The 24,332-nt window shown below is 59.7% G+C and carries 12 protein-coding genes; 4 read left to right on the top strand and 8 right to left on the bottom strand.

The window, feature by feature from the left end:
- Nucleotides 1-13 precede the first annotated feature (13 nt).
- On the bottom strand, nt 14-394 hold the full coding sequence (locus tag LAP85_20435; GenBank protein ID MBZ5498773.1) for a hypothetical protein: 381 nt from the start codon (nt 392-394) through the stop codon (nt 14-16).
- A gap of 295 nt (nt 395-689) precedes the next feature.
- On the opposite strand from LAP85_20435, the gene LAP85_20430 reads away from it, so the two are divergent.
- Nucleotides 690-3,131, top strand: coding sequence for an alpha-L-arabinofuranosidase (locus LAP85_20430; GenBank protein MBZ5498772.1), 2,442 nt, complete (start codon nt 690-692; stop codon nt 3,129-3,131).
- Between the two features lie 144 nt (nt 3,132-3,275).
- Nucleotides 3,276-6,068, top strand: coding sequence for a hypothetical protein (locus LAP85_20425; protein MBZ5498771.1), 2,793 nt, complete (start codon nt 3,276-3,278; stop codon nt 6,066-6,068).
- 42 nt (nt 6,069-6,110) lie between these two features.
- Here LAP85_20425 and LAP85_20420 read toward each other — a convergent pair whose 3' ends face one another.
- The gene (locus LAP85_20420) at nt 6,111-7,058 is read right to left on the bottom strand and encodes a hypothetical protein (protein ID MBZ5498770.1); all 948 of its coding nucleotides are present in this window, start codon (nt 7,056-7,058) and stop codon (nt 6,111-6,113) included.
- 366 nt (nt 7,059-7,424) lie between these two features.
- Here LAP85_20420 and LAP85_20415 point away from each other — a divergent pair, with 366 nt between their 5' ends.
- The gene (locus LAP85_20415) at nt 7,425-9,407 is read left to right on the top strand and encodes a cation:proton antiporter (GenBank protein MBZ5498769.1); all 1,983 of its coding nucleotides are present in this window, start codon (nt 7,425-7,427) and stop codon (nt 9,405-9,407) included.
- Here LAP85_20415 and LAP85_20410 read toward each other — a convergent pair.
- Nucleotides 9,402-10,319, bottom strand: coding sequence for a LysR family transcriptional regulator (locus LAP85_20410; protein ID MBZ5498768.1), 918 nt, complete (start codon nt 10,317-10,319; stop codon nt 9,402-9,404). The genes LAP85_20415 and LAP85_20410 overlap by 6 nt on opposite strands.
- Nucleotides 10,320-10,470: 151 nt before the next feature.
- Between LAP85_20410 and LAP85_20405 the strand changes: the two genes are divergently transcribed.
- Nucleotides 10,471-11,268 (top strand): hypothetical protein, encoded by a 798-nt coding sequence (locus LAP85_20405; GenBank protein MBZ5498767.1) that lies wholly within the window; start codon nt 10,471-10,473, stop codon nt 11,266-11,268.
- A gap of 39 nt (nt 11,269-11,307) precedes the next feature.
- Here LAP85_20405 and LAP85_20400 read toward each other — a convergent pair whose 3' ends face one another.
- The 5 genes from LAP85_20400 to LAP85_20380 all read right to left on the bottom strand — a co-directional run bounded on the left by LAP85_20400 (nt 11,308) and on the right by LAP85_20380 (nt 24,275).
- Nucleotides 11,308-12,159 (bottom strand): hypothetical protein, encoded by an 852-nt coding sequence (locus LAP85_20400; GenBank protein MBZ5498766.1) that lies wholly within the window; start codon nt 12,157-12,159, stop codon nt 11,308-11,310.
- A gap of 254 nt (nt 12,160-12,413) precedes the next feature.
- The gene (locus tag LAP85_20395) at nt 12,414-15,974 is read right to left on the bottom strand and encodes an alpha-mannosidase (GenBank protein ID MBZ5498765.1); all 3,561 of its coding nucleotides are present in this window, start codon (nt 15,972-15,974) and stop codon (nt 12,414-12,416) included.
- Nucleotides 15,975-16,421: 447 nt separating this feature from the next.
- A complete protein-coding gene (locus tag LAP85_20390) occupies nt 16,422-18,542 on the bottom strand; it encodes a redoxin domain-containing protein (protein ID MBZ5498764.1) in 2,121 nt (706 codons plus the stop codon).
- Nucleotides 18,543-18,742: 200 nt separating this feature from the next.
- Nucleotides 18,743-21,439 (bottom strand): hypothetical protein, encoded by a 2,697-nt coding sequence (locus LAP85_20385; protein MBZ5498763.1) that lies wholly within the window; start codon nt 21,437-21,439, stop codon nt 18,743-18,745.
- An 82-nt stretch (nt 21,440-21,521) separates the two neighbouring features.
- Nucleotides 21,522-24,275 carry a TonB-dependent receptor gene (locus tag LAP85_20380; protein ID MBZ5498762.1) on the bottom strand — a complete coding sequence of 918 codons (2,754 nt, stop codon included), beginning with the start codon at nt 24,273-24,275 and terminating at the stop codon, nt 21,522-21,524.
- Nucleotides 24,276-24,332 lie beyond the last annotated feature (57 nt).

The raw sequence follows: 24,332 nt of genomic DNA, 5'->3' as shown, positions 1-24,332 counted from the left end.
GGCGGAAAGCGCGTTACCGGGTTATGCGCATGGTTTCATCGATGGAGAGGGTCGGCAGATCCGTTCTGGAGGAATCCATGGGTTTCGCAGTGATGCGAAAATGCGCGGCCCCGTCTACTTCAGCTTCGTAAACATAGCCGCGCCGGCTGCCCTCTGGAAATGGATTGGTGTTACCTGATTGCCTGAGTTGGTCCAGGCTGGCGTAGCTGCCGTTGGTTGCCAGGTAAAGCTTCTCCGATCTCCCGAGGCTCAGCAGGTCACTCCTGACAGCAACCAGATCGATCAGCTCGGCGACCGGCTTGTCACTCGCTCCTCGCTGGACTTGCGCGGAGTAGATGAAGTAGCCTACGACCAGTACTGCCAGAAGCCCGATCATACCCATTATAGATCGCATATCCGGCATACTCCTTTTGCGGCTGGAGATATCCACGTCTGTCGGTTACTGCCGCTCAACTGCCGTATCGACCCGGACCGACTTGCGAGTTTAGTCTATTCTGCGGATTTCGCCCGTCACGGGAAAGTTCCGGGGTTGCGCCTCTTTCCCGGTTTCCAGGGCGTCTTGAAAGATCAGCAATCCAATTTGAATTGAAAGTATCAGGAGCGGTGTGCTACCTAAGTACACGATTTCACACTTATACCGACGACGATGATCGCATTTTCCGGAATCCATACTTTGAGGGGGAAAAGAAATGATTCTCAGGCGATTCATGATGACGGTTGCGCTTGTGATCGCTAGTCTGGCTTCGGGCGCCGGCGCCATCGGACCCAAGCAGCCCATCGGTGAAATCGTCAATCCGTCGGTCGAAATGCTGGATGCGAACAATCAGCCCGCGCACTGGACCATCGACCCTGCCCCACGCACGAACACGACCCCCGGCGCGCAGGTCGCGTCCGATGTTGCCCATGCCGGTACGCGCAGCCTGGTGATCTCGGCAAACGGCGTTTCATGGATAAACAAGACACTCCTCAAACCCTACGCAAAATACAGGTTGACCGGCTGGATCAGGACCCAGGATATACCGGCCGCAAGCGACCGCGGTGCCATGTATGAGCTGCGCGGCGTCACTGTGACCTCGCCTGCGCAGAGGATCAACGGCACTCGGGATTGGACCAGAGTGGAAATCGCCTTCGATACCGAAGGTCAGGACAGCGTGATCGTCGCCGCCACACTGGGTCGAGGGGGCGCTCGGGGCAGTCGGGGCGCTGAGGCCGCCGTACCCCCGGGCAAAGCCTGGTTCGACGACCTGCAGCTGGAGCTGCTTTCGGCGCGCGAGCTCAAGCCGGCAATAACGATTGATGCCGCGAAGACGCGCGAACCGATGCCTGACCTCATCTACGGCCAGTTCATAGAACACCTGGGGCGCAGCATCTATGGCGGCATCTGGGCCGAGATGCTCGAGGACCGCAAGTTTTACTCCGCCGTAGGCGAAACACGCCGCGACAAGACCTTCGTTCCTTCGCCCTGGAAGGCCGTCGGTCCCGCGAGCTCCGTCACGATGGTGAAGGAAAACGCCTTTGTCGGCGAGCACACGCCCCAGGTGGACCTGGGCGACGACGGAACAGCCAAGGGCATCACGCAGTCCGGCCTGGGCGTAGTCGCCGGGAAAGGCTATGTGGGGTACGTCATTTTGGCGGGCGACACTTCGGCTGTGCCCATCGAGGTGAGCTTCGGCTGGGGCGGCGGCGCCGGCGAACGCCAGACGGTTAAGGTCGACAAGATCACGGGAGCGTTTAGAAAATACCCCCTCAAGTTCAAAGCCGGCGGCTCGACCGACGACGCGGTTCTCGAGATCGTCGGCAGAGGCAAAGGCAAGTTCCTGATCGGCACGTCCTCGCTGATGCCCGACGACAACATCAAGGGGATGCGCAGAGACACACTGGCGATGCTCAGGCAGCTTGATTCGCCCATCTACCGCTGGCCGGGCGGTAACTTCGTCAGCGGCTACAACTGGAAAGACGGCATCGGCGACCGCGACAAGCGTCCGCCGCGCAAGAACCCTGCCTGGACAGGTATCGAACACAACGACTTCGGCATGCACGAGTACTTTGCCTTTCTCGAGGAGCTGAACACGCAGCCGTTCATCGCCCTCAACGCCGGCCTGGGCAGCGTCGACCTGGCGGTCCAGGAAGTGCAGTACGTCAACGGCAGCCCCGACACGCCGATGGGCAAGCTGCGCGCCGCGAACGGCCATCCCGAGCCGTTCCGATGCACCTACTGGGCGGTAGGCAATGAGATGTCCGGCAACTGGCAATTGGGCAACGTGCCGATTGAGGAATTCGTGAAGCGGCACAATGCTTTCTCCCAGGCGCTGCTCGACATCGACAAGTCCATCAAGCTGGTCGCATCCGGCGAGGCGACCCGGCCCAACAGCGATTGGGATCGCCAGCTGCTTTCCAACTGTGCCGCCTATATCAACCTGAACAGCAAACACTTCTACAAGCAGGATTGGCACGGGGGCGGCCTGATGACCCATGTGCGCCAGATCGGCGACTCCATCCGCGCCATTGCCGACGCCCACCGCGAATACCTCAAGACAATTCCGCAAATGCAGGGCAAGAATATCCGGGTCTCGCTGGACGAGTGGAATTACTGGTACGGCCCACACGTTTTCGGTGAACTCGGCACACGCTATTTCATGCGCGACGCGCTCGGCATCGCGGCGGGCATCAACGAATACAGCCGGGACACCGACGTCATAGCACTGGCCTGCTACGCCCAGACCGTCAACGTCATCGGCGCCATCAAGACGAGCAAGACGGCCGCGGTGCTTGACTCTACCGGCGAGGCTCTCGTGATGTACCGCCGCCACTTCGGCTCCATCCCCGTGGCGGTTACAGGGGCACCCGAACCGCTCGATGTTGCCGTCGCCTGGACGAAGGATAAAAAGGCGCTCACGATTTCCGTCATAAATCCGACCTACGAGACTTGCCGGCTCGGATTCAAGGTCGAAGGTGCGCAGCTGGCTCGGCAGGCAAAGTCCTGGGTTCTGACCTCCCCGGACGACATGGACTATAATGACCCGGGCAAGGAGCCCATCGTCAGGTTCACTGAAAAAGCTCTCAGCGAAATCGAGGACACACTTACGGTGGCGCCTGCAAGCGCCACGATCTTCGAAATCCGGGTGAAATAAGAAACGCAAAAGCCCAACGCAGAGGACGCAGAGCATTGATAGCCTCGATCCTGAACTCTCTGTGCTCTCCGCGGCTCTCCGTCCTCCGCGTTAAGCTTTTGCTTTTGTCGATGCTTGGCCAACAGTAGAAAATGGAGCGCAAGTATGAGAAACGGCGCATATCGATCAGCAATCACAGTGCTCGCCTTTTTGCTCTTGCTCTGCGCCATGCCGGGGCGGAGGAATGAGGCGGCGGCTCAGGCAAAGAAGGGCGCGGCTCAGGCAACTCCAGGGCCTATGCTGGAACAGGGTCTGATCGAGCTCAACACTCCCGATTTCAGCCTGAGCCTGGTGCGGTCGTCGCAGACGATGGCCGGTCTCAAGCCCAAAGGCGGCGACGGATTCGATTTCACGCCGGCCGACCTGCTCGTCGAGCGCTCGCAGAACGGCTACTATCACCTGGGCGATCTCAACTTGCGCGTGCGCACGGGAAATACGGGAGAGTGGAAGAACTATTCGACGGCCATCGCCCGCAAACCGGTCACCGCGCTGCCTGAGTCGGGGCAGATCCTGGCGGCCGCCGATCTCACGCCGACGCTCCCCTCCGATTGCCCGCTGCAGATTACGCGCACCTGGGTGCTGGATGAAGCCAGGCTTGCCTTGCGCTTCGAGTTGAAGAACAAGGCAGCGGAGCCCGTTCAGGTCGGCGCGTTCGGCATCCCGATGATTTTCAACAATGTGATCACCAACCGCTCGCTCGACGAGGCTCACACCATCTGCTCGTTCTCCGACCCCTACATCGGCGAGGACGCCGGCTACCTGCAGGTGACGCGCCTCAGCGGCCATGGGCCGGCGCTCATCGTGGTGCCCGAGGGCAAAACCCCCTTCGAGGCGTATAACCCGATCCTGAACCGGCGCGGGTCTGGCGGCTCCGGGCCGATCTTCAGCGATCCCACGCCCCGCGGCCAGACTTTTGAAGGCTTCTTTGACTGGATGGTTCACAGCCGGGCCTACGCTGAAAACGAGTGGAAGCAAGCCCAGCCCTGGAATCCTCCCAGTTCGCTGACGCTGGCTCCCGGCGCGGTGAAGAATTACGGCGTCAAATTCCTTGTATCCGACGAGATCCGGAACATCGAGAAAACGCTCGCCGCCGAGGGACGTCCTGTCGCGGTCGGCATCCCGGGCTATGTCCTGCCGATGAATGCAAGCGGACAGCTCTTCCTCAAATACCCCAAGGGTGTCAAATCCATGGAAGTCGAACCCAAGGGGGCGGTAACGATCGCCACCGCCAAGTCCACGACCGGTGGTTGGAAGTCCTACGCCTTGCAAGGCAAGACCTGGGGCCGCGCCCGCGTGGTCGTCACCTATGACGATGGCCTCGTGCAGGCGATCCACTGCTTCGTGACCAAGCCGCAGGCCGACGCCGTCAGCGACCTGGGCCGATTCCTGACCACCAGGCAGTGGTACGTCGACCCCAAGGATCCCTTCAAACGCAGCCCTTCCGTCATGAGCTATGACCGCCAGGAGGACAAGATTGTCCTGCAGGATAGCCGCGTCTGGATCGCCGGATTGGGCGACGAGGGTGGTTCGGGATCGTGGCTGACCGCCGTGATGAAGGAGTTCGGCCAGCCCGACAAGGAGGAAATCGACAAATATCAGCAATTCATCGACAACGTCCTCTGGGGCGGCCTGCAGTATAAGGATGGGCCGCGGCAATTCGGCGTGCGCAAGAGCCTCTTCTATTATCAGCCCGATGAGATGCCGCCCGATTATTACAGGAGCGAGCTCAACTGGGGCAGTTGGACGAGCTGGAAAAAGGTGGATGCCGAGAAGGTCGATCGTTCCTTCAATTATCCCCACGTCGCCGCTCTGCACTGGGTGATGTACCGCCTCGCACGCAACCATGAAGGTCTGGTCACCAACCATCCCTGGCAATGGTATCTGAATAATGCCTATCAGACGGCGGTGGCGATGATGAACTATGCCGCTTACTACACCCGGTTCGGCCAGATGGAAGGGGACATCTTCGTTCAGATTCTGCTCGACCTCAAGCGCGAAGGCATGGCCGAGCAGGCCGCAGCCCTCGAGGCCAGGATGAAAAGCCGCGCCGATCGTTGGCGGAGCCAGGCGTATCCATTCGGCAGCGAGATGGCATGGGACTCCACCGGACAGGAGGAGGTCTACGCCTGGACGAGATACTTCGGTGACACCGCCAGGTCTGAAGTGACGCTCAACGCCATCCTCGGATACATGCCGACGCTGCCGCACTGGGGCTATAACGGCTGTGCCCGCCGCTACTGGGATTTTCTGTACGGCGGCAAGATCAGCAGGATCGAGCGCCAGCTGCACCACTACGGTTCGGGCATCAACGCGATCCCGGTGCTGAGCGAGTATCGCGCCCATCCCGACGACCTCTACCTCCTGCGCGTCGGTTACGGCGGCACGATGGGTGCGACTACAAACATCGACCAGGAAGGTTTCGCATCGGCCGCGTTCCACTCCTTCCCCGACACCCTCAAGTTTGATCCGTATTCGGGCGACTACGGCCCGAACTTTTTCGGCTACGCGTTCAACACCGCCACCTACATCGTCAACGATCCGGACTTCGGGTGGCAGGCGTTCGGCGGCAATGTCAAAGTGGAAGGCGGTACCGTCAAGGTCACACCGCTCGATTCTTTCAGGATGCGCGTTTACGTGGCTCCGGTTGGCTTATGGCTGACGCTCGATGCCGGCAAGTTCGCGAGCCTGGAAGTGAATCCCAAAACAGGTGTCGTGCGCGTGGGTTTTGTCCCCGCCACGACCTTCACACCCGCGGCGCGCCTGCGCGTGGAGCAGCCTGCCAAGGTGAACGGTGTCGGAACTTATCGTCCGGCCACTGCGTTCAAATCCGAGCGCGATGCCTATGTCGTACCGCTCAAGACCGGCATCACCTGGATCGAGTTGATTGGCAAGAGATAGCCGGAGCAGACATAGCTGTGATTTTGGTCCCCGCTGGTTTTGTCAGTCTGATCCCATCTTGTCCGGCTTCCGGCTGAAGCGGAAGACGCACTCCGTATATCCCTTGGTGTCCTGATAATCGATTTTGAGGTTCCATCCGGCCGCCAGAGCGCGGTCCTGCCAGATCGTCTCGAAGATTTCTTTGTAGTCTTCAAAGGAGATCTGCCCCTTGAGGTGAGCCGCACTCTGGTACAGTATGAAATAGGTGGGCGAAAGCCGGACCACGGCCTCCTCGTCGGTCAGCTTTTCCAGCCGGACTCCCTCTCCGTACAGGTTGGGGCCGCGCAAATTGGCCTGCTCCCAGCACAGAAAGAGAATGAAGGCCTTATGCGTCGGTACGAACGGCACCCGGCTCTTGGCCCAGACGAAGTACCCGCCGCCGTCCTTGAGCAGTCCGAGGAAGAAGTCTTTTCCCTTCTCCTTGGCCAGGATGCCCCGCCACTGAATGATTTTTGACCAATAGTCTTCCTCACGGTCCCAAGCCTTCTGGGCCTCGTTCGTGTCCGGAAACTTGGAGGTCGGGGGTGGGGGCGTTTTATCCAGGCGGATGAAGATCGCCTCCAGATGTTGGAAGTACCATTGCCCACCCTCCTCAACGAACATGAAGCAGTAGGAGGTCCGCTCGCTTTTGCCGAACGTCAAGGGAACGATGAAATTGGTCAGTGCCCCGTTCTTCAGGATCTCCGGCTTCCTGTCCCATTCTTGCCAATGCGCCTGCTGCTTCATCTGATCAAGAAAGCCCATCAGGACATCGGCCTTGCCGGCCATTTCCGGCATGGGCCTGATCCGATCGGGCGTGAATTTCCCGCTCTTCAGGAGCGATACGAATTCCCGCCAGATCTTTATCCCGGGCGCCGGCTGCCGGCCCATGGTCCCGGCTCCGAGGGCCTGGCCTATGATTCCCACGAGAAGAAAGCTCACCAGCATTTTCGCTGAAGGATGCCTGTTCATCTCTCCCTCCCTTATAATCAGCCAATAATTCGCCATTCCCGGTGGGTCCAGGATGCTGCCGATTGGGCACGAATTCAGCCGGAATGCTGACTGCTATGGCGATCTTTGAACCTTCGACCCAGTAGATTCTCAACGGCGCGAGGAAAGTTGATGCCTCCGGTTCGACGGTACTACGGGTGAATCGGCTAAGATGTTCCGAATATATGCGCCGGGAGGATTTGGATGCTCCGTCATCCATTTCCGGGTGCCTGTTATTGAGTTTGCCGCTAGAATTGAAGCAAAATTAGCGGCGTGGGGATGCATGCAGTTGCCGGGAGTGGCCGGATTTTCGAGATTTCATAACCGATCCGCACGGCAGGCAACAAAATGGGAATTGCCGCTGATATCGCGATCATCGTCGTTGCCGCACTTTTGGGCGGGTTCATTGCCCAGCGCCTCCGCCTGCCGCTGATCCTCGGGTATATCGTTGCCGGAATAGCCGTCGGCCCATACACGGGCGGCTATACCGTCACAGAGATCCACAATATCGAGCTGCTGGCAGAAATCGGCGTGGCTCTCCTGCTTTTTGCGCTCGGCATTGAGTTTTCTCTGAAAAAGCTCCAGCCGGTTCGAAGAATCGCCCTCCTGGGAACGCCGATTCAACTCCTGCTGTCCATAGCACTGGGTTATGGCATTGGCCGCTGGCTTGGTTGGGCGCCCTACGAATCGCTATGGTTGGGCGCTCTCATTTCCGTTTCGAGTACGGTTGTGGTCCTGAAAACGCTCGGAGCCCAGGGAGCGCTTGACGGACTGTCAGGCCGCATCATGATCGGCATGCTGATCATTCAAGATCTGGCCATCGTGCCTATGATCATCATCCTGCCGGAGCTGCAGCAACTCGACCGAGGGATCAGCGTATTATCATTGGCCGTCGTCCGAGCCACACTATTTCTCATCGCGATGATTTTCGGAGGCACGCGCATTATTCCTGCGCTCCTGAAACGCATCGCCGCCTGGAATTCCCGCGAGCTGTTCATCATGTCGATCATGGCGCTCGGATTGGGAATTGGTTATGCTTCCTACCTCGTCGGACTCTCGTTCGCTTTTGGCGCCTTCGTTGCCGGCATGGTGCTGAGCGAATCGGAATACAGTCATCAGGCGCTGAGCGACATCATTCCGCTTCGGGATGTGTTCGGCATGCTCTTCTTCGTTTCTGTCGGCATGCTGCTGGATCTTCCATTTCTATACCGAAACGCATCCACCGTACTGATCATGCTGGGGCCTGTAATAGTGGGGAAGGCCCTCATTTTTGCGGGATTGGCACGTCTTTTCCGATATCCGTTCGCCACAGCCCTGTACGTCGGATTCGGGACCTTTCAAATCGGAGAATTCGCATTTCTTCTGGGCAGTGTGGGCCTGCGCACTCAGGCCATCCGGCCCGGGACCTTTTCCCTTGTTCTGGCGACGGCTGTAATCACGATGATGCTGACGCCATTTTTTCTGCGTCTTGTCCCTTTGATGATGGGATGGTATCAGCGTTGGCGCCGGATTCAGCAGCCCGATGTGTCCAACATGCCGGAGCAGGGGCTGGGGGAGCACATCATCATCTGTGGGTATGGTCGTGTCGGGAGTTTCACGGCGGGAGTGCTTTCGCGGCTCGGCTTTCCATTCGTTGTCATCGAAATCGATCAGAACGCCGTATGGAAGGCTCGCTCCGCCGGTCTGCCAGTGATTTACGGGGACGGGGGGAGCCCCGTTGTGCTGGAGGCCGCCGGCGCATCGCGGGCGCGCCTGCTGTTGGTGACCGTTCCTGCCGTTTTTGACGCGGAACTGATAGTCAAGAGAGCCCGTCAACTCAATCCGCGCCTGCCGATCGTCGCTCGCTCCGCCCAGGTGAGTCAATTGGAGCAGCTGCGTGCCCTGGGGGTTCAGGATCTGGTCCAACCTGAATCCGAGGCGGGTTTGGAAATCGTGCGCCAGGCGTTGTTGCATCTGGACATGCCGGCTCTCGAAATCCAACGCTTTACCGACGGCGTGCGCAAGGAACTTTATGAGCCGCTCTACAAGCCGCAAACCGACGCATCCCTCCTGCGGCGTCTCCAGCGCGCCACCCAATCCATGGAGATCGAGTGGATTCCTCTTGCCGGAGACTGCCCCCTGATTGGGAAAAGCGCCACTCAGGCCGAAATCCGCAGGCAAACGGGCGCATCGATCGTGACCGTGCTTCATGGTGAAGAAACGTTCCCAAATCCTGATCCCGGCAGAATTTTCCAGCAGGGCGACATCCTGGCGGTCCTTGGGTCCGCGGAACAGCGAGCGAGATTCCGGAAACTAATAAACGCTCCGGATGCGGAGGCAACCGGTTCATAGCGGGTTGTTCAGCCGCGGGCCGTGCGAAGTGTCGCGCGCTTTCTCGCAGATTGCCACCACGGCGGGATGTTTAAGTTTCCTTTCGATCGAAATGGCGTAAATTCGGCCGAGCGCCTCATCCGTGCTGCCGATCCGGTGCAGACCCAGCGGGCGCTTGAACTGGTCGAGAATGGAGAGCGACGGGACAATGCCCAGTCCTGCTCTGCCAAATTCGGCTAGCAGGGCATCGTCTTCAAATTCCCCGATGATTTGCGGATGTACCCCGTGGGCTTCAAACCAGCGATTCAGCTCCTGCCGGATGGCCGTATTGTCGGTGGGAAGGAGGAAGGGCGCCCCGTCCAGCGAACGCGGAAAATCACGGCCATAGGCCCGGGCTAGTTTGCGGGAGGCCAAAAAGGTCAGGCCGGACTCACAGAGCAGATGACTATAAGCCTTGACCCTGATGCCCAGGGCGATGGGAGCGTCCGTCAAAACCAGGTCCAGTTCCTGGAGAGCAAGCAGGGCCAGCAGGCGGTCGGGCGGATCTTCACGGCATATGATACGAACGGGGCGCCCAAGGCGCATGGCTGGTTCGATCAGCTTGTAAGCGACACCTTTAGGCAACACATCGGCCAGACCGACCACTAACTTGAGAGGGTGTCCCGTGGGTCGTCCTTTGAGGGTATCTGTGAGTTCCCGGCCCAACGAAAAAATCTCATCGGCATAGCGAAACACCAATTTGCCCATATCCGTGAGAACCAACCTGCGCCCGGAACGCTCAAACAACTTTTCCCCCATGTTGCTTTCGAGGCTGCTGATCTGGGTGCTGATCGTGGGCGGAGACAAGAGCAATTCCCTGGACGCCTTGGCGATGCTGCCGGTACGCGCCGTAACCCAGAAATACTGCAGATGGTGGTAGTTCAGCCATTCCATGATTTCACCATAGTTTGAATAAATCTAACTGTCAACTACAAACTTTCTAATTTTCTCATAAGCGCTGACCTGGTATCTTTTAAGGAAGAAGGCGGCGGGTGGCCTTGAGGAATGGAAAGACCGCGCCGCCGTCTTGATCGGGGAGGAAAACTTGGAATTCAAGAACCTGCAGCACCACATCCATACGCTCGCGAACCTCGAGGAAGCAGACGAATCCATAGTGAATTGTTATCTCAATCTCGAGACAAGATATCGCGAGCAATTCAACGAGCGAATTCGCTCGTTGAAGGGCGGGATCGAACGGCCGAGGCGGCCGGCATTTTGGGAGGCCATTGGCCTCATTGAGGTGTTTCTCGGCACTGGGATCCGTCCCGAGTCCAAGGGAGCGGCCGTCTTCTGCCGCTGCGGAAATCGGCCATTCTTCCTGGCGCTGCAATTTGGAGCGCCTCTGCCGAATTCCCTGACGGTGAGCTCCATGCCGCACATTTACCATCTGGTGGCATTGAAGGATAACTACTATGTAGCGGCGACACTTCCGCCTTTTCTCGAGTTTGAAAATCGCGAATGCCTGGCGGTGGCGGATCGGCTTCATGCGGAGACGAACGGCTGTGGTCTTGTGGCAGTGGGAACGAGCAGCTGTCTAAAGGCCCTGATGGAAGATCGGGCCAGCATGCTGGTGCTGTCGAATACATATGCTCCCGATCCGGCGTGGTTGTGTTCATCCTGCAAGGAAATGGTGATCGCACCAGGAATGCCTCGTGAATGTGACGCATGCAAAAATCAGACCTTCCAAGCGCTCGATACGAGAGAAGAGATCGTTCGCCTGACGGAGAGGAACGGCCGCCCGATCGAAATCGTGGAACACAGCGCCGGCATGGAGGCAATCGGGGGCATTGGCTGCTTTCTTCGTTATCAAGCCCTTGAGTGGTTTGATCGGCCCGTCGCATGAAATTCCAAGTCCGCGGGAGGATGTTTATGCACGATCTGGCTATTGCATCTTGACCAGCTTACTGCCCACGCGGTCACTCCCCGTGTCGTAGACCACCACTTTGAGAATCTGACCCGCCGCTTTGAGTGGAATGACGGTGGAAAACGGGATCCCTGATTGCAGAAACCGCTGATAGCTATCCTCCTGCAGTTGCAGGTCCAGCGTCTTCCAGTCCTGCCCGAGGTAGCTTGCCTTCGCATCCGCGTAGAAAACGGTGATGCGCAGCCTGGCCGCGTGCAGGCCGTTGACGGTCTTGAATTCAACGGGCGCAGGGTCAATCAGCAGGTCGACCTTTAGTCGGGTCAGGCCGTCGGCGCCGGTCATCTTTGACCCGTTGACCGTGAAGGCAATGCCTGCCAAATCTCTATAACTCGCCCCGGCAGCCGTAATTCGGCTGTAGGCAACAAACTCCTCCATATAGCGCAGGTACTGGATGCAAGTGAATATGTTGCTCATATCCATTGCGGCGCTCTTCGTTCTCAGGACAAATTTACCGAAGGGCAGCGACAGAGTGAGTGCATCGGCTTGCAGCACGTCGAATTGCTTCATCGCCGCGGTTGTCGGATCGATCATTCCGTCGGCGGTGGCATTCTTCCACTCATTGGTGTCGCCGCGCAGGAGAATCTCCTGGGCACGGTCCACGCTCCGGGCGGCCGCACTGTCCTCTTTCAGCTCTGCGGGTGGAGGTAGCCTGGACGTCAGTTCTGCATCTCCGTGGAGGATGTAGTCGATTCTAGGCTGGTACCATTTGGCGAACCTCTGCAGAAGGGTACCATAGAGTTCCAGATGAGCTTCGATTTCGTCGGCTTTCTTTTTATAGCGCTCGAAGACCTGCAGGATTTTTTCGATCACTGAGGGGTTTTCGATGAAGATGTGTAATGGACAGGCAAATTTTGGGCACGAGAGTGGGTCATCGACACAAAACGGAGCGTGAACGCAAGAGTCCTTTCCGCCTGGCAAATGATTTCTCATTCCTCCACGACGGCTGAGCCACGAAATATACGAAACACATAAAGGCAATTTCGTGTGTTTCGTGTATTTCGTGGTCAGGATCTGGTAGCTGCTGTGCCGCGCCGCGTCATTTGTCCTTGGCGCGGCGGCAAAATTCATTTCTCCAGATAGTCAGTCAGGACTTGGGCCGGGCGCGCCTGCGCTGCTTGGTTTGTCGCGGTGATCGCGAGGATGCGGATCCTCTCGTTCGCGGGCAGGGTCAGTGTTTTGGCCCCCGCCGGCACGTCGATGGCATATGCATATAAATACGAATAAGCGTACGGCTCATTGGTGCCGTCGGACGCATGGCGGTGGGAAGCGAACCAGGCCACGGACGCGGGCTTTATATAACCCGGGGTCAGGGTGTCCACCACGTCGATCATGCGCGGTCCCTGTTGCCCCCCGCGGCCGGCTGCAGCCCCGCCCTGTCGCGCCGCCTGCTGAGCCAATTGTTCCGGTGTCGGCGGTGGCGCCGGAACCTGTTTCCAGACCCGGTTGTCCCATTGGCCGATGTAGCCGCTCCAATCCTGGACGGTCAGGCTGACCGGCTTATCGCCAACGAGGAATGTGGCCGTAACATCCGCAGGCATGTCTGCTCTGGTGGAGCTTGTATTGGCCATCAGAATGTAGAGACGATTGAAGTTGCCCGCAGGCAGCGTGATGTTCTGGCCACGCGGGATTACGGCATTGTATTTCCCATACCCGGCGCCAGGAGCGAGACTGAAATTGATGCCGGCGTAGGGAATCGTATTGGGCAGCATCTCCGCCGGCAGGGAACGGCCCTGATTATCCCAGTAACCTGCTCCCGGTTTGCCGTCGGGCGTTGTGACACACAGATCGTAGGTCAACTTGACCGCCTGCGACTGCACGGCGAGAACCTTGTTGGGGGCAGGGCCGAACTTCACCGCAAACGTGCGCGGCTGGAACTTCTTGAACGACGCGACCAGCTCGCCACCGGTTACCGTGGCTGGACCGACGGCTTCTTCCGCGCCGTTGACTTCGCGGGCCGAGATGACGGGTACAAAAAACGAAATGTGAACATCCTGCGCCGGCTTGCCATCCATCTCGACGAGGCGGACGATGTATTCATCCCGGTTCTGCTCGCTGGTCTGCTCGGCTTTCTTGAGGGCCAGTGCGCGGATCCGGCTGCTGCTGATCTTCATCAATGAGAAACTCTTGCCCAGCGCGCCCGCGTGACTGGGACTCTGGAAGGCTACGAGGGGCTGATTGAGCCGGAGCGCCTGCCAGTCGGTCTGTCCCTGGCGGAAGTCTCCTGCATGGCCGGCGAGGCCGTACACGAACTCATGGTGGCCGATATCCTGCGTGGACTGATCCGGATAGCCTCTCCCACCGTCACTGATGCCCGGCGTGCGAACGAGGGTCAGGCGCAGGGTATGATCGTTGGGCTTGTCGGAAGCGTTCTTGCAGTCCGTGAGGATGGTCACGCCGTAAGATCCGCTCTTATCCGTGAGATCGACGAACTGATGAGAGGCGACTTCAAACTGCCGCTCGGTTTCGGTGGGACGCTCGATAGTGCCGACGTCCCAGTTGTAAGTCGCATTCAGATTCGACGCGGTCAGGGGAAAGACGGCCTTGAGATTGCCTTCTCTGCTGTTCCAGTCCATGACATGGCCGATTTCGACGCGATTGCCGGCATCGCCGGCGGAAAGCCGGATCGTCTGGAAGAATTTGGATCCTTCCGCTTCACGCGCCACCTCAATGGCCACGCGCGCCGGGCCGTTCTCCACTATGCGGATCTGCGCCGGCCCACTGACGATCGTACGCGGCGCTCTCTGCTCGTCCTCGAAATCCATATTCCATGCGGGCCATTGGCGGGGCTTGTCCAGGATGATCGCCAGCTGCATTGGGGCGGAAAGCAATTCCTTGTTAAGAGTCTTGTCGAATATGCTGCTGACGTCGCCGTTCTGGGCCAACTTGATGGTGTAGCGAGCGTTTTCAAGGGACGATTGCGTCACTCTGAGCTGCGATGCCACACCGCCATCCGCAACCTGAGCATCGTATACCGCGTAGCCGGCCGAAGGGAATTTCGCCACGAACAGGACCTTTGCAGCCCCGTCCGCCGCGCCATTCAACTGCGCGGGCACTTCACTGCCGTCGGGCCCGAACACACGGACCGCCCTCGGAATGCCGCCAGCGAAAGAGATGGTGGCTTCCACCACATCCTCGCGCGGGATATTCAATGGATTGTAGACAACGATCGCCGTGCCCTTGGCCTGGGTGTCCATGCCGGAGGCGACCGCTTCGGTGGCGCTGGTGAGCACGCCGGCAAACTGGTTCATCGCCAACAGTTCGTCGTTCCACGCGTACTCATAGGCCTTGGGAATTGAGGTGCCCGGAATGATGTCGTGGAACTGCCCGCCCATAACCAGTGTCCAGGCGTCGTTCAGCCGCTGGAGAGGATATGGCTTGCCGCCCAGCAATTCAGCGGCAACAGAAGCTTTTTCAGCGGCATCGGCCAGCACTTCGTTTTTGCGGTTCCACCGCTTCATGTGCGCCTGGGACGTGATGGAACCCGCGGAATGGTTGATCAGTTCGAGATCGCCCTTGTATTTCGGCATCTTTGCGATCTGCTCGGGCTTCAGGTCCAGGAAAAGCTGGTCGGAAGTCGCAGAGATCACCCTGACCGGGCCATCGCCGACCATGACCTCAGACCCCGGCGCTGGCGGCGGAGTCTGCGGCGGACCACCCTGGCCGCGGCCGCCTCCTGACGGCAGCACGGTCCTGCTCCTGGTAACGATTGCTTCCAGCAGTTTTATCGAGGATTCATTGGCGGAACCCCCGCTGTCGCCCGTGCCGTAGTACATGTAGTCGGCATACGCGCCGGTCAGCTGCCCATTCAACTGAATGCGCGCGGGCCAATCCGTCGCCCCTCTGGCACCCCGCTGCGGCTGGTTGGGATCCGGCGGTGGCGGTGGCAGCGGACTCCTGCTGAGATCCGTGCCGATCTGGCTGCCATAGCCGCCGGGATTCAGCGCGGCGATCACAAAACTGCCATCCGGGCCCTCCCACACACCGACGTTGAAGGGGATGCCCGCGGGCGTTTTTTCCGGTGAGTCGGGACCGCCGACCATGGCTGCCGGCTGCCAGCTCGACGATAGTTTCTGCGTGGAGAAGCCCTTAATGCCGCAGTGAGCCAGGATCGTGGGCAACGATGCGGGGAAGCCGAAGCAATCCGGCAGCATGTATTCGGCGCTGGTCTTGCCGAACTCGCGGCGGAAATAGGCTTTGCCGTAAAGGACCTGCCGGATGATGGACTCGGCGGAGGGCGAGTTGACGTCGTTCTCCTCCATGGACGAACCGGCCGGAAACCAGCGGCCGGCGGCCACATACTTCTTCACCCTTTCGTAATCAGCCGGATAGTACTCCTTCATCATCCGGTAACGGTTGGCGCCGCTGAAATTGAAGATGTAATGCGGATACTTTTCAATCCAATCGAAATTGAGCCGCATGGTCTTGGGGATGTAGTCCTTGATCGTGGTGACATAGTCCCAGCGCCATTCTGTGTCCAAATGCGCATAGCCGACCACGTACAGAGTCGGCTGCTTGGTCAGATCCGGGCTTTCCGGCTTCGGCTTCTGTCCCTGGACCGCCGGCTTGGCAGCCTGATCCTGGACGCCCGCCGGTTTGGTGCTCTGTCCCAGCGCGCCGGCGAACATTGCCAGGCACGCCAGTATCAAAATAGGTAAACGTTTTAGGTCTCGTGTCATGGGCGTCTCTCCGTATGAATTTCCTGGGAATCAAGAATTATAAGCCTGAATTATTCATGGCTGGAACATATCTTTGGTCCGGGTTTCGGGAGTCTTGACCGTTGAGTGCGACTCTTCAGTATTTATCTTATTGTTTTTGCCCGAATCTGAGTCAGCTCCCGGTGAGTCGGGATGGTGTCGAAGGGACTCACCAGATCCTGCGCACTCTTGATGCGGTTCGATACCGGACCAGGAGTGTGAATCCAAGACACACACCCCGGATTTTGGATTTGGGGGACGGATTTGGGGCTCACTCCGGTTCGAGGCCGTGAGCGCCATGGCATGAGATTGTCTATCCCGCAGTGACGTTGTTCACTGATATTCGGCTGGGCCGGGCGAAAAGTTCCAGAGCGCAGGCTACTTTGTCCGGATGGCTTCGATGCGCCAGCTGAACTCCTCGAGCAGCTTCTCGCTCCAACCGACTTTTTCGAAAACCTTGCGTCCTTGCGCATCCACGAACCAGGTGGTCGGGAAAGTGTGGAGCCCAACCTTATTGACGTACCCGTCGTCGATGAGGACCGGGAACGCGTACTTCTTTTGTGCCATCCACGGCGGCACGTCGTCGGGGTTCGAATCGTTGTCGATCGTCAGGATCGCCACGTCGGGGTCGCTCGCGTACTTCTCGTAAAGCTTCTGATATTCGGGCAGTTCCTGGACGCACCAGCCGCACCAGATGCCCCAGAAGTTGATGACAACGATCTTGCCCTTGAGGCTGTCGAGCGAGACGCGTTTCCCATCGAGTGTCTTGAGGTTGAAGGTTGTGAGCGTTTCGGGACTGGCGATTCGTTCGGTCAGGATGCGTTCCTTGCGTTTGTCACGGTCGACTTCCCTCAGCTTCGCCAAATAGGCATCGATGCCATCGAGAGTGCCGCGACGCTTCTCGTACAGCGATCTGAGCGCTGTCTCGCAGGGATTGGCGCCGGGCGCCTGCACGCTCAATCCCTTGACGAAGAACTCTTCCGCCTTGCTTTCATTATTGCGCGCCAGGTAAAAGCGGCCGAGATGGTCGAGGTTCTGCCGGCTTGCGTGGTCCAGTTCGAAGGACTGCAGGAGAGCCTTCTCCGCCTCGTCCACACGGCCCTCGGCCAAAAGCACCCAGCCGAGCGCGTCGTAGCCCTTGGCGGTCGCCCAGCCGACGGCCCGATCGTATTCCCCTTGGGATTTGTAAACCGATCGCTGGCTATCGATCTTCTTTTTCAGCACCTCGATGCCATCGCGTGCGATGCGTTCAGCGTCGGCAAGGTGCACCTTGCGATCGGCAAGCGCGGTGGGCGTGTACACCCATGTAATGTGTGGGTTGTTGGTCTCGTACTTCAATGCACCTTCTGCCACGCGGTACAGTTCGTCGCCTGACACCGAGCTGTCGGTCGCGAGGACATAGAAGTAATTCTGATACGCTTCGCCGAGCAGTCCGTCGATATAGTGCCGCGGCCGGTCGATGAATTCGCGCAGGATTTGACGATACTGTGGCGAGCGAGCCGACTCCGGCGAGCGTCCCAACTCTCTCCACCGGGCGGCGAAGATCCACTCGGCTTCCAAGCTGTCGGGAAACATTTTGAGGATCTTGTCCTCGCAATCCCGCTGTTTCTCCGTCCACTTCATGTCTCGCGACACGGAAGCCACCGCCGACAAAGCGCCGGGACGGTCACCGCGGCCGTTCAGGAACGCGTTCACGTCCGCCTCGATCTCCTGGCGTTTCCTGTCGGCCCCGAAATCATGGCTGCCTGTCACGGCATTCCAGTACTCCTGGTGTACAACCGTCGAATCGGGCGCGATTGCCAGCGCCCTCTTGAGCAGCGGATAGGCCTCGTCGCTCCGGCGAAGCCCGTTCAAATACGCGCCGGGCAGATACAAGGCGTTCAGATTCTTCGGGTCGATCTGGCGCGCCTCTTCAAAGGCGGCAAACGCCAGCTTCGTCCGGGCTTCGTCCCGCGGCGGACCCGATGCACTCCGGTACAGCGCATAGCCCTTCGTCACGAGGATCTCCGCGGGGTTTTTCAGGCGGCCGCGCTGAGCGTCCACGAATGCGATCGCCTCGTCCCGTCGCTTCTCGTCGTTCGCAAGCGTTTGCGCGTGAATCCAGATGATATCGGGATTGTTCGGGAGCAACTTCAGCGCCGTCTCGCCCGCCGTCACGGCGTCGGCGGGACGCTCGCTCTGGTAATTGAGGGCGCCCGCGAGCGCAAACCAGGCCCAGGGATCCCGCGGCTTCTTCTTTGTCATCTCCTCGGCAAGCGAGACGGCGCGCTTCTCGTCACCGCCGCGCACCAGGTTGAGCAAGTACCACGCGTACAGGTCGGATGCGTTGGGGGATGCGGCCACCAGCTTCTCGCCCTCGAGGACGCCCGTCTCGAAGTCGCGCAGGAAGAACAGCGCTCGGAGCCGGGCGGCCCCTCCCGACGACGGAGCCTGCGCTGCCAGCGTCGCAGCAAGCGACAGGACGAGGGTGGCAGCCATAATGACACGCGAATTTTTCATGATATCAACACCTCGAAATAAAATAACGGGGGAACGCTTTCTAGAGCTGGGCGGAGAATAGCATAGGTTGGGGTGCGAGGTCTGCTGATTCGTCCGGGCGGTCGGATTTATAAAAATGGCCGGGAACTCAATGGAGACCCGTCCCGATAACGGATCCGCATCATGAAGTACAATCCGCGATAGCAGTGCCCTCGGTTCAATCAAACATCGCGCGGGCCGGGCATAGGCCGGCATTCCTTCTCGCAGATCCGCCGGAGCGCGGAAAGGCTGACGGCCTCCGAGAAATCATAAAACTCCGCATACGGCCTGAGCAGGAGATCCAGGACCTCCCGCGTCTGGAGGTCGACCATGGCAGGGAGGGCATGCAGAACTGCGCCGAGATCCACGCGGCTCAGCTTCAGGGGCATGAACTCCCTGACCAGACCTTTGTGAACCCGGAGCCGGCCCAGCCCGCGCGAGAGTATGTAGTCTTTGGCCCGGTTGACCTTCTTTTCGCCGAGATCCGCGATGACATTCAGATACTTCTGATGGAGCACCCATTCGTTGATCAACCGGCCGATCTCGTGCGGCTCGAAGCTTTCCCAGAAAGCGACGCCCGCTCCGGGCTTGACCAGGCTGCCGAGCAGGAACGCGCCGGCCTGGTAGCCCGAGATCCCCTTCCCGGCGCAGATTGCCAGGGCGTCCTTAAGGAGCCGGACCTGGCGATCGGGCGAGAGCAGATCGAAGGCCGTCAGGTTGACGAGATGAGTCCCCAGTGTGACATCGAGCATCCGCCGGACAAGCCGGTGCCGGTTGATGTCGAAACAGCGGTTCACAAAGCCGGCCTTGTCCGGCTCCTGTTGAAGCCGGCCGTACCGGATGGAGTGGCCCAAGTCCTGCAGGCTCTTGAACTCGGGTGCATCCACGCTTTCGAGGATCATCCGGTATTCCCGGTAATACGACGCCCAGCCTTCGAACAACACCCGCTCCAAAGCAGTAAGATCGACTTTTTCCCCGGCCATGAAACGGAGCAGTCTGGCCGGGGCAAAGGTAGCTTTTCCGACGTACAGGGTTCGCTGCCGGCTCGAAATCGAGACCCATTCCCCTTCCCGGAGGGCCAGGCCGTCGCGGTTGATCAGGCGGGTACCCTCGGAGTCGAACCGTACGCCGCTTCCCTCGAGGTTCAGCAGGGCCGGGATCCCGAGGTTCTGGGCGGCGGTCACGACGTGGATCGCTGCCGGGCTGAGGCTGCAGATCCCACCGACGCTCTGCATCTCGATGGCGTCGACCGGGGTGAAACGTTCCTGGGTCAGGATAACGTTTTCTCCCGGCCGCTCCTCGCGGGATTGCCGGGCCCGGCCGGCGGAAAACCAGATCCGGCCCGTGACCGCAGATCTCGGGAGGACCGAAATGCCTTGACAGAACGGGGTGAGGCTGTGAAGTGACTTCGGATCGATGGCGTCGGACTCGATCTGCCGGACGTGATAGGGCTTGATCAGCTCGCGCACCCGGTCGGCGGAGATCCGCCCGGCCCGGTGCATATCCATGACAGCCGTCAGCATGCCCACGCCGGACATCTCTGCAGGATTCACCTGAAGAGTAGTGAACGTGCCGTGGACCCCCGTGAACTCGACCATGACCGGGGCACGAAAGATGTCCTCAAGCTGGGAGAGCCTGTTCCAGAAATGATAAACCGCCGGGAAATCCTTCTTGGCCTCCTCACGTGTCTTGAAATGCCGTTCCTCCGGTTGAAGGCGGCCGGTCATCAGTTCCTCGCCGAACACCGTCCGGCCGAACTGGAGAAAGATGCCGGTCCCCTGGCGCGGGTGGCGGCTGTAAAGGACCCCGGCGTACGACCACCGGTCGATGACACTGCAGACCATTCTCTGGAAAATGACGGCAGGATACTGTGTTCCACAGACCACAAAATTGCGGAGCGCGTCGAGATGGCTTTCATAGTATTGATAGGCTTTGCACAAGAAAAACAGGATCTGGTCAAAGGCACCGGCCAGGAGCTCGGGCCGGCGCTCGGCGATGAGGGCTTCGATCCGGACCGCCAGAGCATTGTTCTCCTGCCGGGTCAGATGGGGCCGGATCTCCTTTTCAATGGATCGGAAGGCCTCCGGGTCGAGAGCTTCGAGGATGGTTTTGCGGTTGTCGAGGCGGATCTGCGCCACGGCGTTCTCCCCGTACCGGCGCGGCAGGCCACGGAGCATGCCGGGAGTCAGGCCGACGTTCAGGTAGGTCGGCATAAAACCGGGGATGTATTTCGGCATGGCCGACCGCATGGCGATGAGCAGGGGATTGTCAGGATCCTCGAGCTTGCGGCCGCTGAGGATTTCGAGATTTCGGATTGCGTCCCGGGCACACTCCCTCCGCCGGGCTTCCGGGAGCGTATAGACGCTCGCAGCAAGAAGAATGAAATCCGCCGTGGCGAAGCCGCGGCGGGACAAGTCGAGGAGGATGGCCCCCTTGTTGCTGATCCGGGCCTCGGGCCAAATCCCGGACGTGGTGTAGGGAACGACGTGCTCACTCTCGCCGAGGGCCGTCTGCGTAAACCTGGCGGCAATCTTTTTATAGGTTTCGGAAGCTTTCCCTTCGAGCTCCTGCCGGGCCTTGGGATCACCGCCGCGAGCGCGAAGAATCAAGTCCAGGTGGGCGATCGCTTTCGCCGGGGCGACACGGTCAAGGAAGCGGACATCGTAGTCGCGGACCGCGACGGTGGAAAGGGGCGCATGGTCAATCGCGTAGTCGATCTCCGCCGGCAGATAGCCGGGCAGTCGTTCGAATTTCGTCCCGGCCAGGCGATGATCGAGGCTCTCCGCGATCAGCCGGGCGCTCATGTACTCCGACCGGACTTGGGTGATCCTGCGGACCGCGTCGACGCGGCTGGCGGATGCTGCGTTCGGATCGCTCATCCGTTCGCTCCTTGGCCCTCCTGTTTCGCGTGTGAATCCCTATCATCCGCAAAACGCGCTGGAAAGTCAAAAGGCGAGGAGGTCAGAAACGGAAGCGATAGTGCGCCGTCACGCTGCGTCCAGGGCCGTCAACGCCCCAACCGGGCGCGCGATAGCTTTTGTCCCCGATGTTTTCAAAATCAACCGTGATTTCATGGCTCTCACTGAGGCGGAATCCGCCACGCAGATTGAGCAGACCATAACCGGGAATGGCCGGGAACAGAGGCGCCGAGGTTGCGCTGCCGAGCACGCGGTTCTGCACCTGCGCCAGCGTCTCAGCGGTGGCGATCAGTATGCCGCCGCTCGAGCCACAGCGTCCGTCCGGGCCCGGCGTGGTCAGGCCATACACACACGCACCGCGGCGAAAGAAGTTCTGGATGTTCGAACGCGACCGCGCCGCGCCCGTGCGCCTGTCGGAAAGGTCGAGCGTGGACAGCCGATCCTGTCTGCCTGCGAGGGTCGAGTAAGCTTCGATCCAATATCGCTTCCCGGCCGGCTGATAGCGCAGTTGCAGGAAGCCGATTTGCGGCGGCAAACCGCCGCCGCCCAGATTCGGCGGCACACCGGTTTCTTTGTCTCGTGCGCGCACGTAGCTGTAGTTGCCGCCCAATGACCACGAATCCGTTAATCGAACGTCGAGCGTGTATTCCACACCGTACAATCGGGTCCCGCCGAAATTCGCCTGTACCAGAACGGGACTCGAGGAAAGCGGCACGAAGACGGCGCCGTTGGCATTCTGACTCTCGATCACCTGACTGCCGAGGTGTGTGCCGACCGCACCCGGGGGCAGGATCAGCGTCTGCCGGACGATCGTATTCTCGTAGTCGATCAGGAAGCCGGTCAGATCCGTCTCGATCCGCCGGTTGCGAAAACGCAGACTGAGGTCAAAGTTGTTGCTGATTTCCGACCGCAGCGGTTCCACCGTCACGCCGGTCGAGACGGCGCTGTCATCCGCAGTCGTCCCGATGGTCGCGCCGAGTCCCGTCAAATCGCTGGTGGCTACCTGATACCCCACGCCCACGAGGCCGGTCGAGCCCAGGCTCGTGATGTTCGGCGCGCGAAAACCGCGACTGTAATTGCCGGCGACGTTGAACCCGCCGGCCAGCGTCACCACCGCACCGATGCGTCCCGAAAAATCGCCGACCCGCAATGAGTCGTCGGGGAACAGCGGCTGACCGTTAACGAGCGGACTGTTCGCAGCCCTCGAGCGATACGAACCGACGTTGTACCGCAACGCACCGCTCAGTCGCAGCCGGTTCCGGATCAACTCGAAGGAATCCTGCACGTAAAGCCCTGCCAGAATATAGCGAGCCCCGTTAGGCACGCGAGGCCGCACCAGCGTGAAGATGCCGGTAGCCGGATCGAGGGAATACGACGGCGCGTTCACCCGGTCGCGGTAAAAGTCGCCGCCCCAAAGGAAGCTGTTGCGGTGGAATGATTGCTTGTCAAGATAGAAGCTGGCGCCGTGGGAGCTCGTGCGCTCCTTGTCGTGGATGACGGCGGCCAGCGGATTGCCGTTGCCGCCCTGATTGACGCGTTCTTCACGCTGGCTGTTGTATGAAACGGTCGCGGTGAGGTTGTCAAAAAATCCTGCCCTCTGTTTGGAATAGCGCCCGTAGACAAAATCGAGCATCAGGTTGCGCAGATCGGCAATCAGATTGCCATCCCCGCCCAGCAACTGGTCGTAGCGTTTGCCGCCGTCCTGCTGCCCCCGCTGATAGTGCAGACTCAACTGCTGGTCCGCCGCAGGCATATAGTTCAGTTTGATGGTGCCGCCATATTGCGTGAAGCCGGTATCAGGCAGCCTGGACGATCCGATGATGCTGGAAGGCAGCCCGAGAAAGCGCGTGATCGCAGAATGGCTGTCCATGCCGCCGCCCGGGCGCAGCGTGTTGATACGACGGCCGGTGAAATTGGTCAGCACTCCCCAACGCTTCGTGCCATAGGTCATGAGCGCATTGCTGCCGTAAGAAGAATCGGCGCTGCTGAAGAAGGTGTTGAATTCGCCGTGCAGGTCCCGTTGAGCGGAGCCCAGCGGCGGCTGGCGGGTGAGGAGTTGCACGGTCCCGCCGAGGGAGTCCGATCCGTACTGCGCCGTGTTCGGACCGCGCAACACCTCGATGGCATCCAGGCTGGTCGGATCATTGAGATTGAAGAAGGTGTTGATGCCGCCGCGCTGAGTGGAATTTGTGTATCGTACGCCGTCAATGTAAACACCCACCTCGGTCAGGCCCCGCACCAGCACGGCGCCGACAGTCGGGCTCGTGCGCTGCAGCGAAATACCGACCTCTTCATCTGCGGCCTGTGCCAGCACCGCGGTGGCGCGCTGCGTGAGGGCATTATCCCCGATCACATTGACCTGCTGGGCAACCGCGTCCTTGTCTCTGGCCGTCCCGATCTCGGCAGTGACGGTTATGACTTCGGTAATCTGGCGTACTGCCATGATCACCGTCAGTTCGCTCGTGCTGCCCGCGGTCACGGTAACAGCCCGCCGCTCCAGGTTGAATCCCGGACTCGCTACCAGGATTTCGTAAGCGCCGGGAGGAACATCATCAAAGCGGAACTTCCCACCACCGTCGGTTTCCGTCATGCGCAGTGACGCCTGGCTTGAGTTAAGCAGGGTAGCTCGCGCACGAACCACCAGCCCGTTGCTGGTGTCTTTGACCATGCCCGCGATGCTCCCGCGCGGAGCCTGCAGACGGGCCTGTGCTGGACAAACGGGAAACAGCAAAAAAGAGAGTACGAGGAAAAATAGCGAGGCAGTGCCGGAAGTCCGTAGAATTAAGTGCGTGTACATGTCCGCTCCTGTTAGTGATCCGTGATGTAAGGCAAGATCTCCTGAACATTTTCTCCC

The organism is Terriglobia bacterium (genome assembly GCA_020072565.1).
Taxonomy (GTDB): domain Bacteria; phylum Acidobacteriota; class UBA6911; order UBA6911; family UBA6911; genus JAFNAG01.
The sequence above is the reverse complement of the archived record's forward strand: the minus strand, read 5'-3'. Positions and strand labels throughout refer to the sequence as shown.

What these genes read in the sequence shown, in the direction of transcription:
- LAP85_20415 (MBZ5498769.1), top strand. Translation starts at nt 7,425, where the DNA reads ATGGGAATTGCCGCTGATATCGCGATCATCGTCGTTGCCGCACTTTTG.
- LAP85_20390 (MBZ5498764.1), bottom strand. Translation starts at nt 18,542, where the DNA reads ATGAAAAATTCGCGTGTCATTATGGCTGCCACCCTCGTCCTGTCGCTT.
- LAP85_20395 (MBZ5498765.1), bottom strand. Translation starts at nt 15,974, where the DNA reads ATGTTCGCCGGCGCGCTGGGACAGAGCACCAAACCGGCGGGCGTCCAG.
- LAP85_20435 (MBZ5498773.1), bottom strand. Translation starts at nt 394, where the DNA reads ATGCGATCTATAATGGGTATGATCGGGCTTCTGGCAGTACTGGTCGTA.
- LAP85_20385 (MBZ5498763.1), bottom strand. Translation starts at nt 21,439, where the DNA reads ATGAGCGATCCGAACGCAGCATCCGCCAGCCGCGTCGACGCGGTCCGC.
- LAP85_20420 (MBZ5498770.1), bottom strand. Translation starts at nt 7,058, where the DNA reads ATGAACAGGCATCCTTCAGCGAAAATGCTGGTGAGCTTTCTTCTCGTG.
- LAP85_20425 (MBZ5498771.1), top strand. Translation starts at nt 3,276, where the DNA reads ATGAGAAACGGCGCATATCGATCAGCAATCACAGTGCTCGCCTTTTTG.
- LAP85_20430 (MBZ5498772.1), top strand. Translation starts at nt 690, where the DNA reads ATGATTCTCAGGCGATTCATGATGACGGTTGCGCTTGTGATCGCTAGT.
- LAP85_20380 (MBZ5498762.1), bottom strand. Translation starts at nt 24,275, where the DNA reads ATGTACACGCACTTAATTCTACGGACTTCCGGCACTGCCTCGCTATTT.
- LAP85_20410 (MBZ5498768.1), bottom strand. Translation starts at nt 10,319, where the DNA reads ATGGAATGGCTGAACTACCACCATCTGCAGTATTTCTGGGTTACGGCG.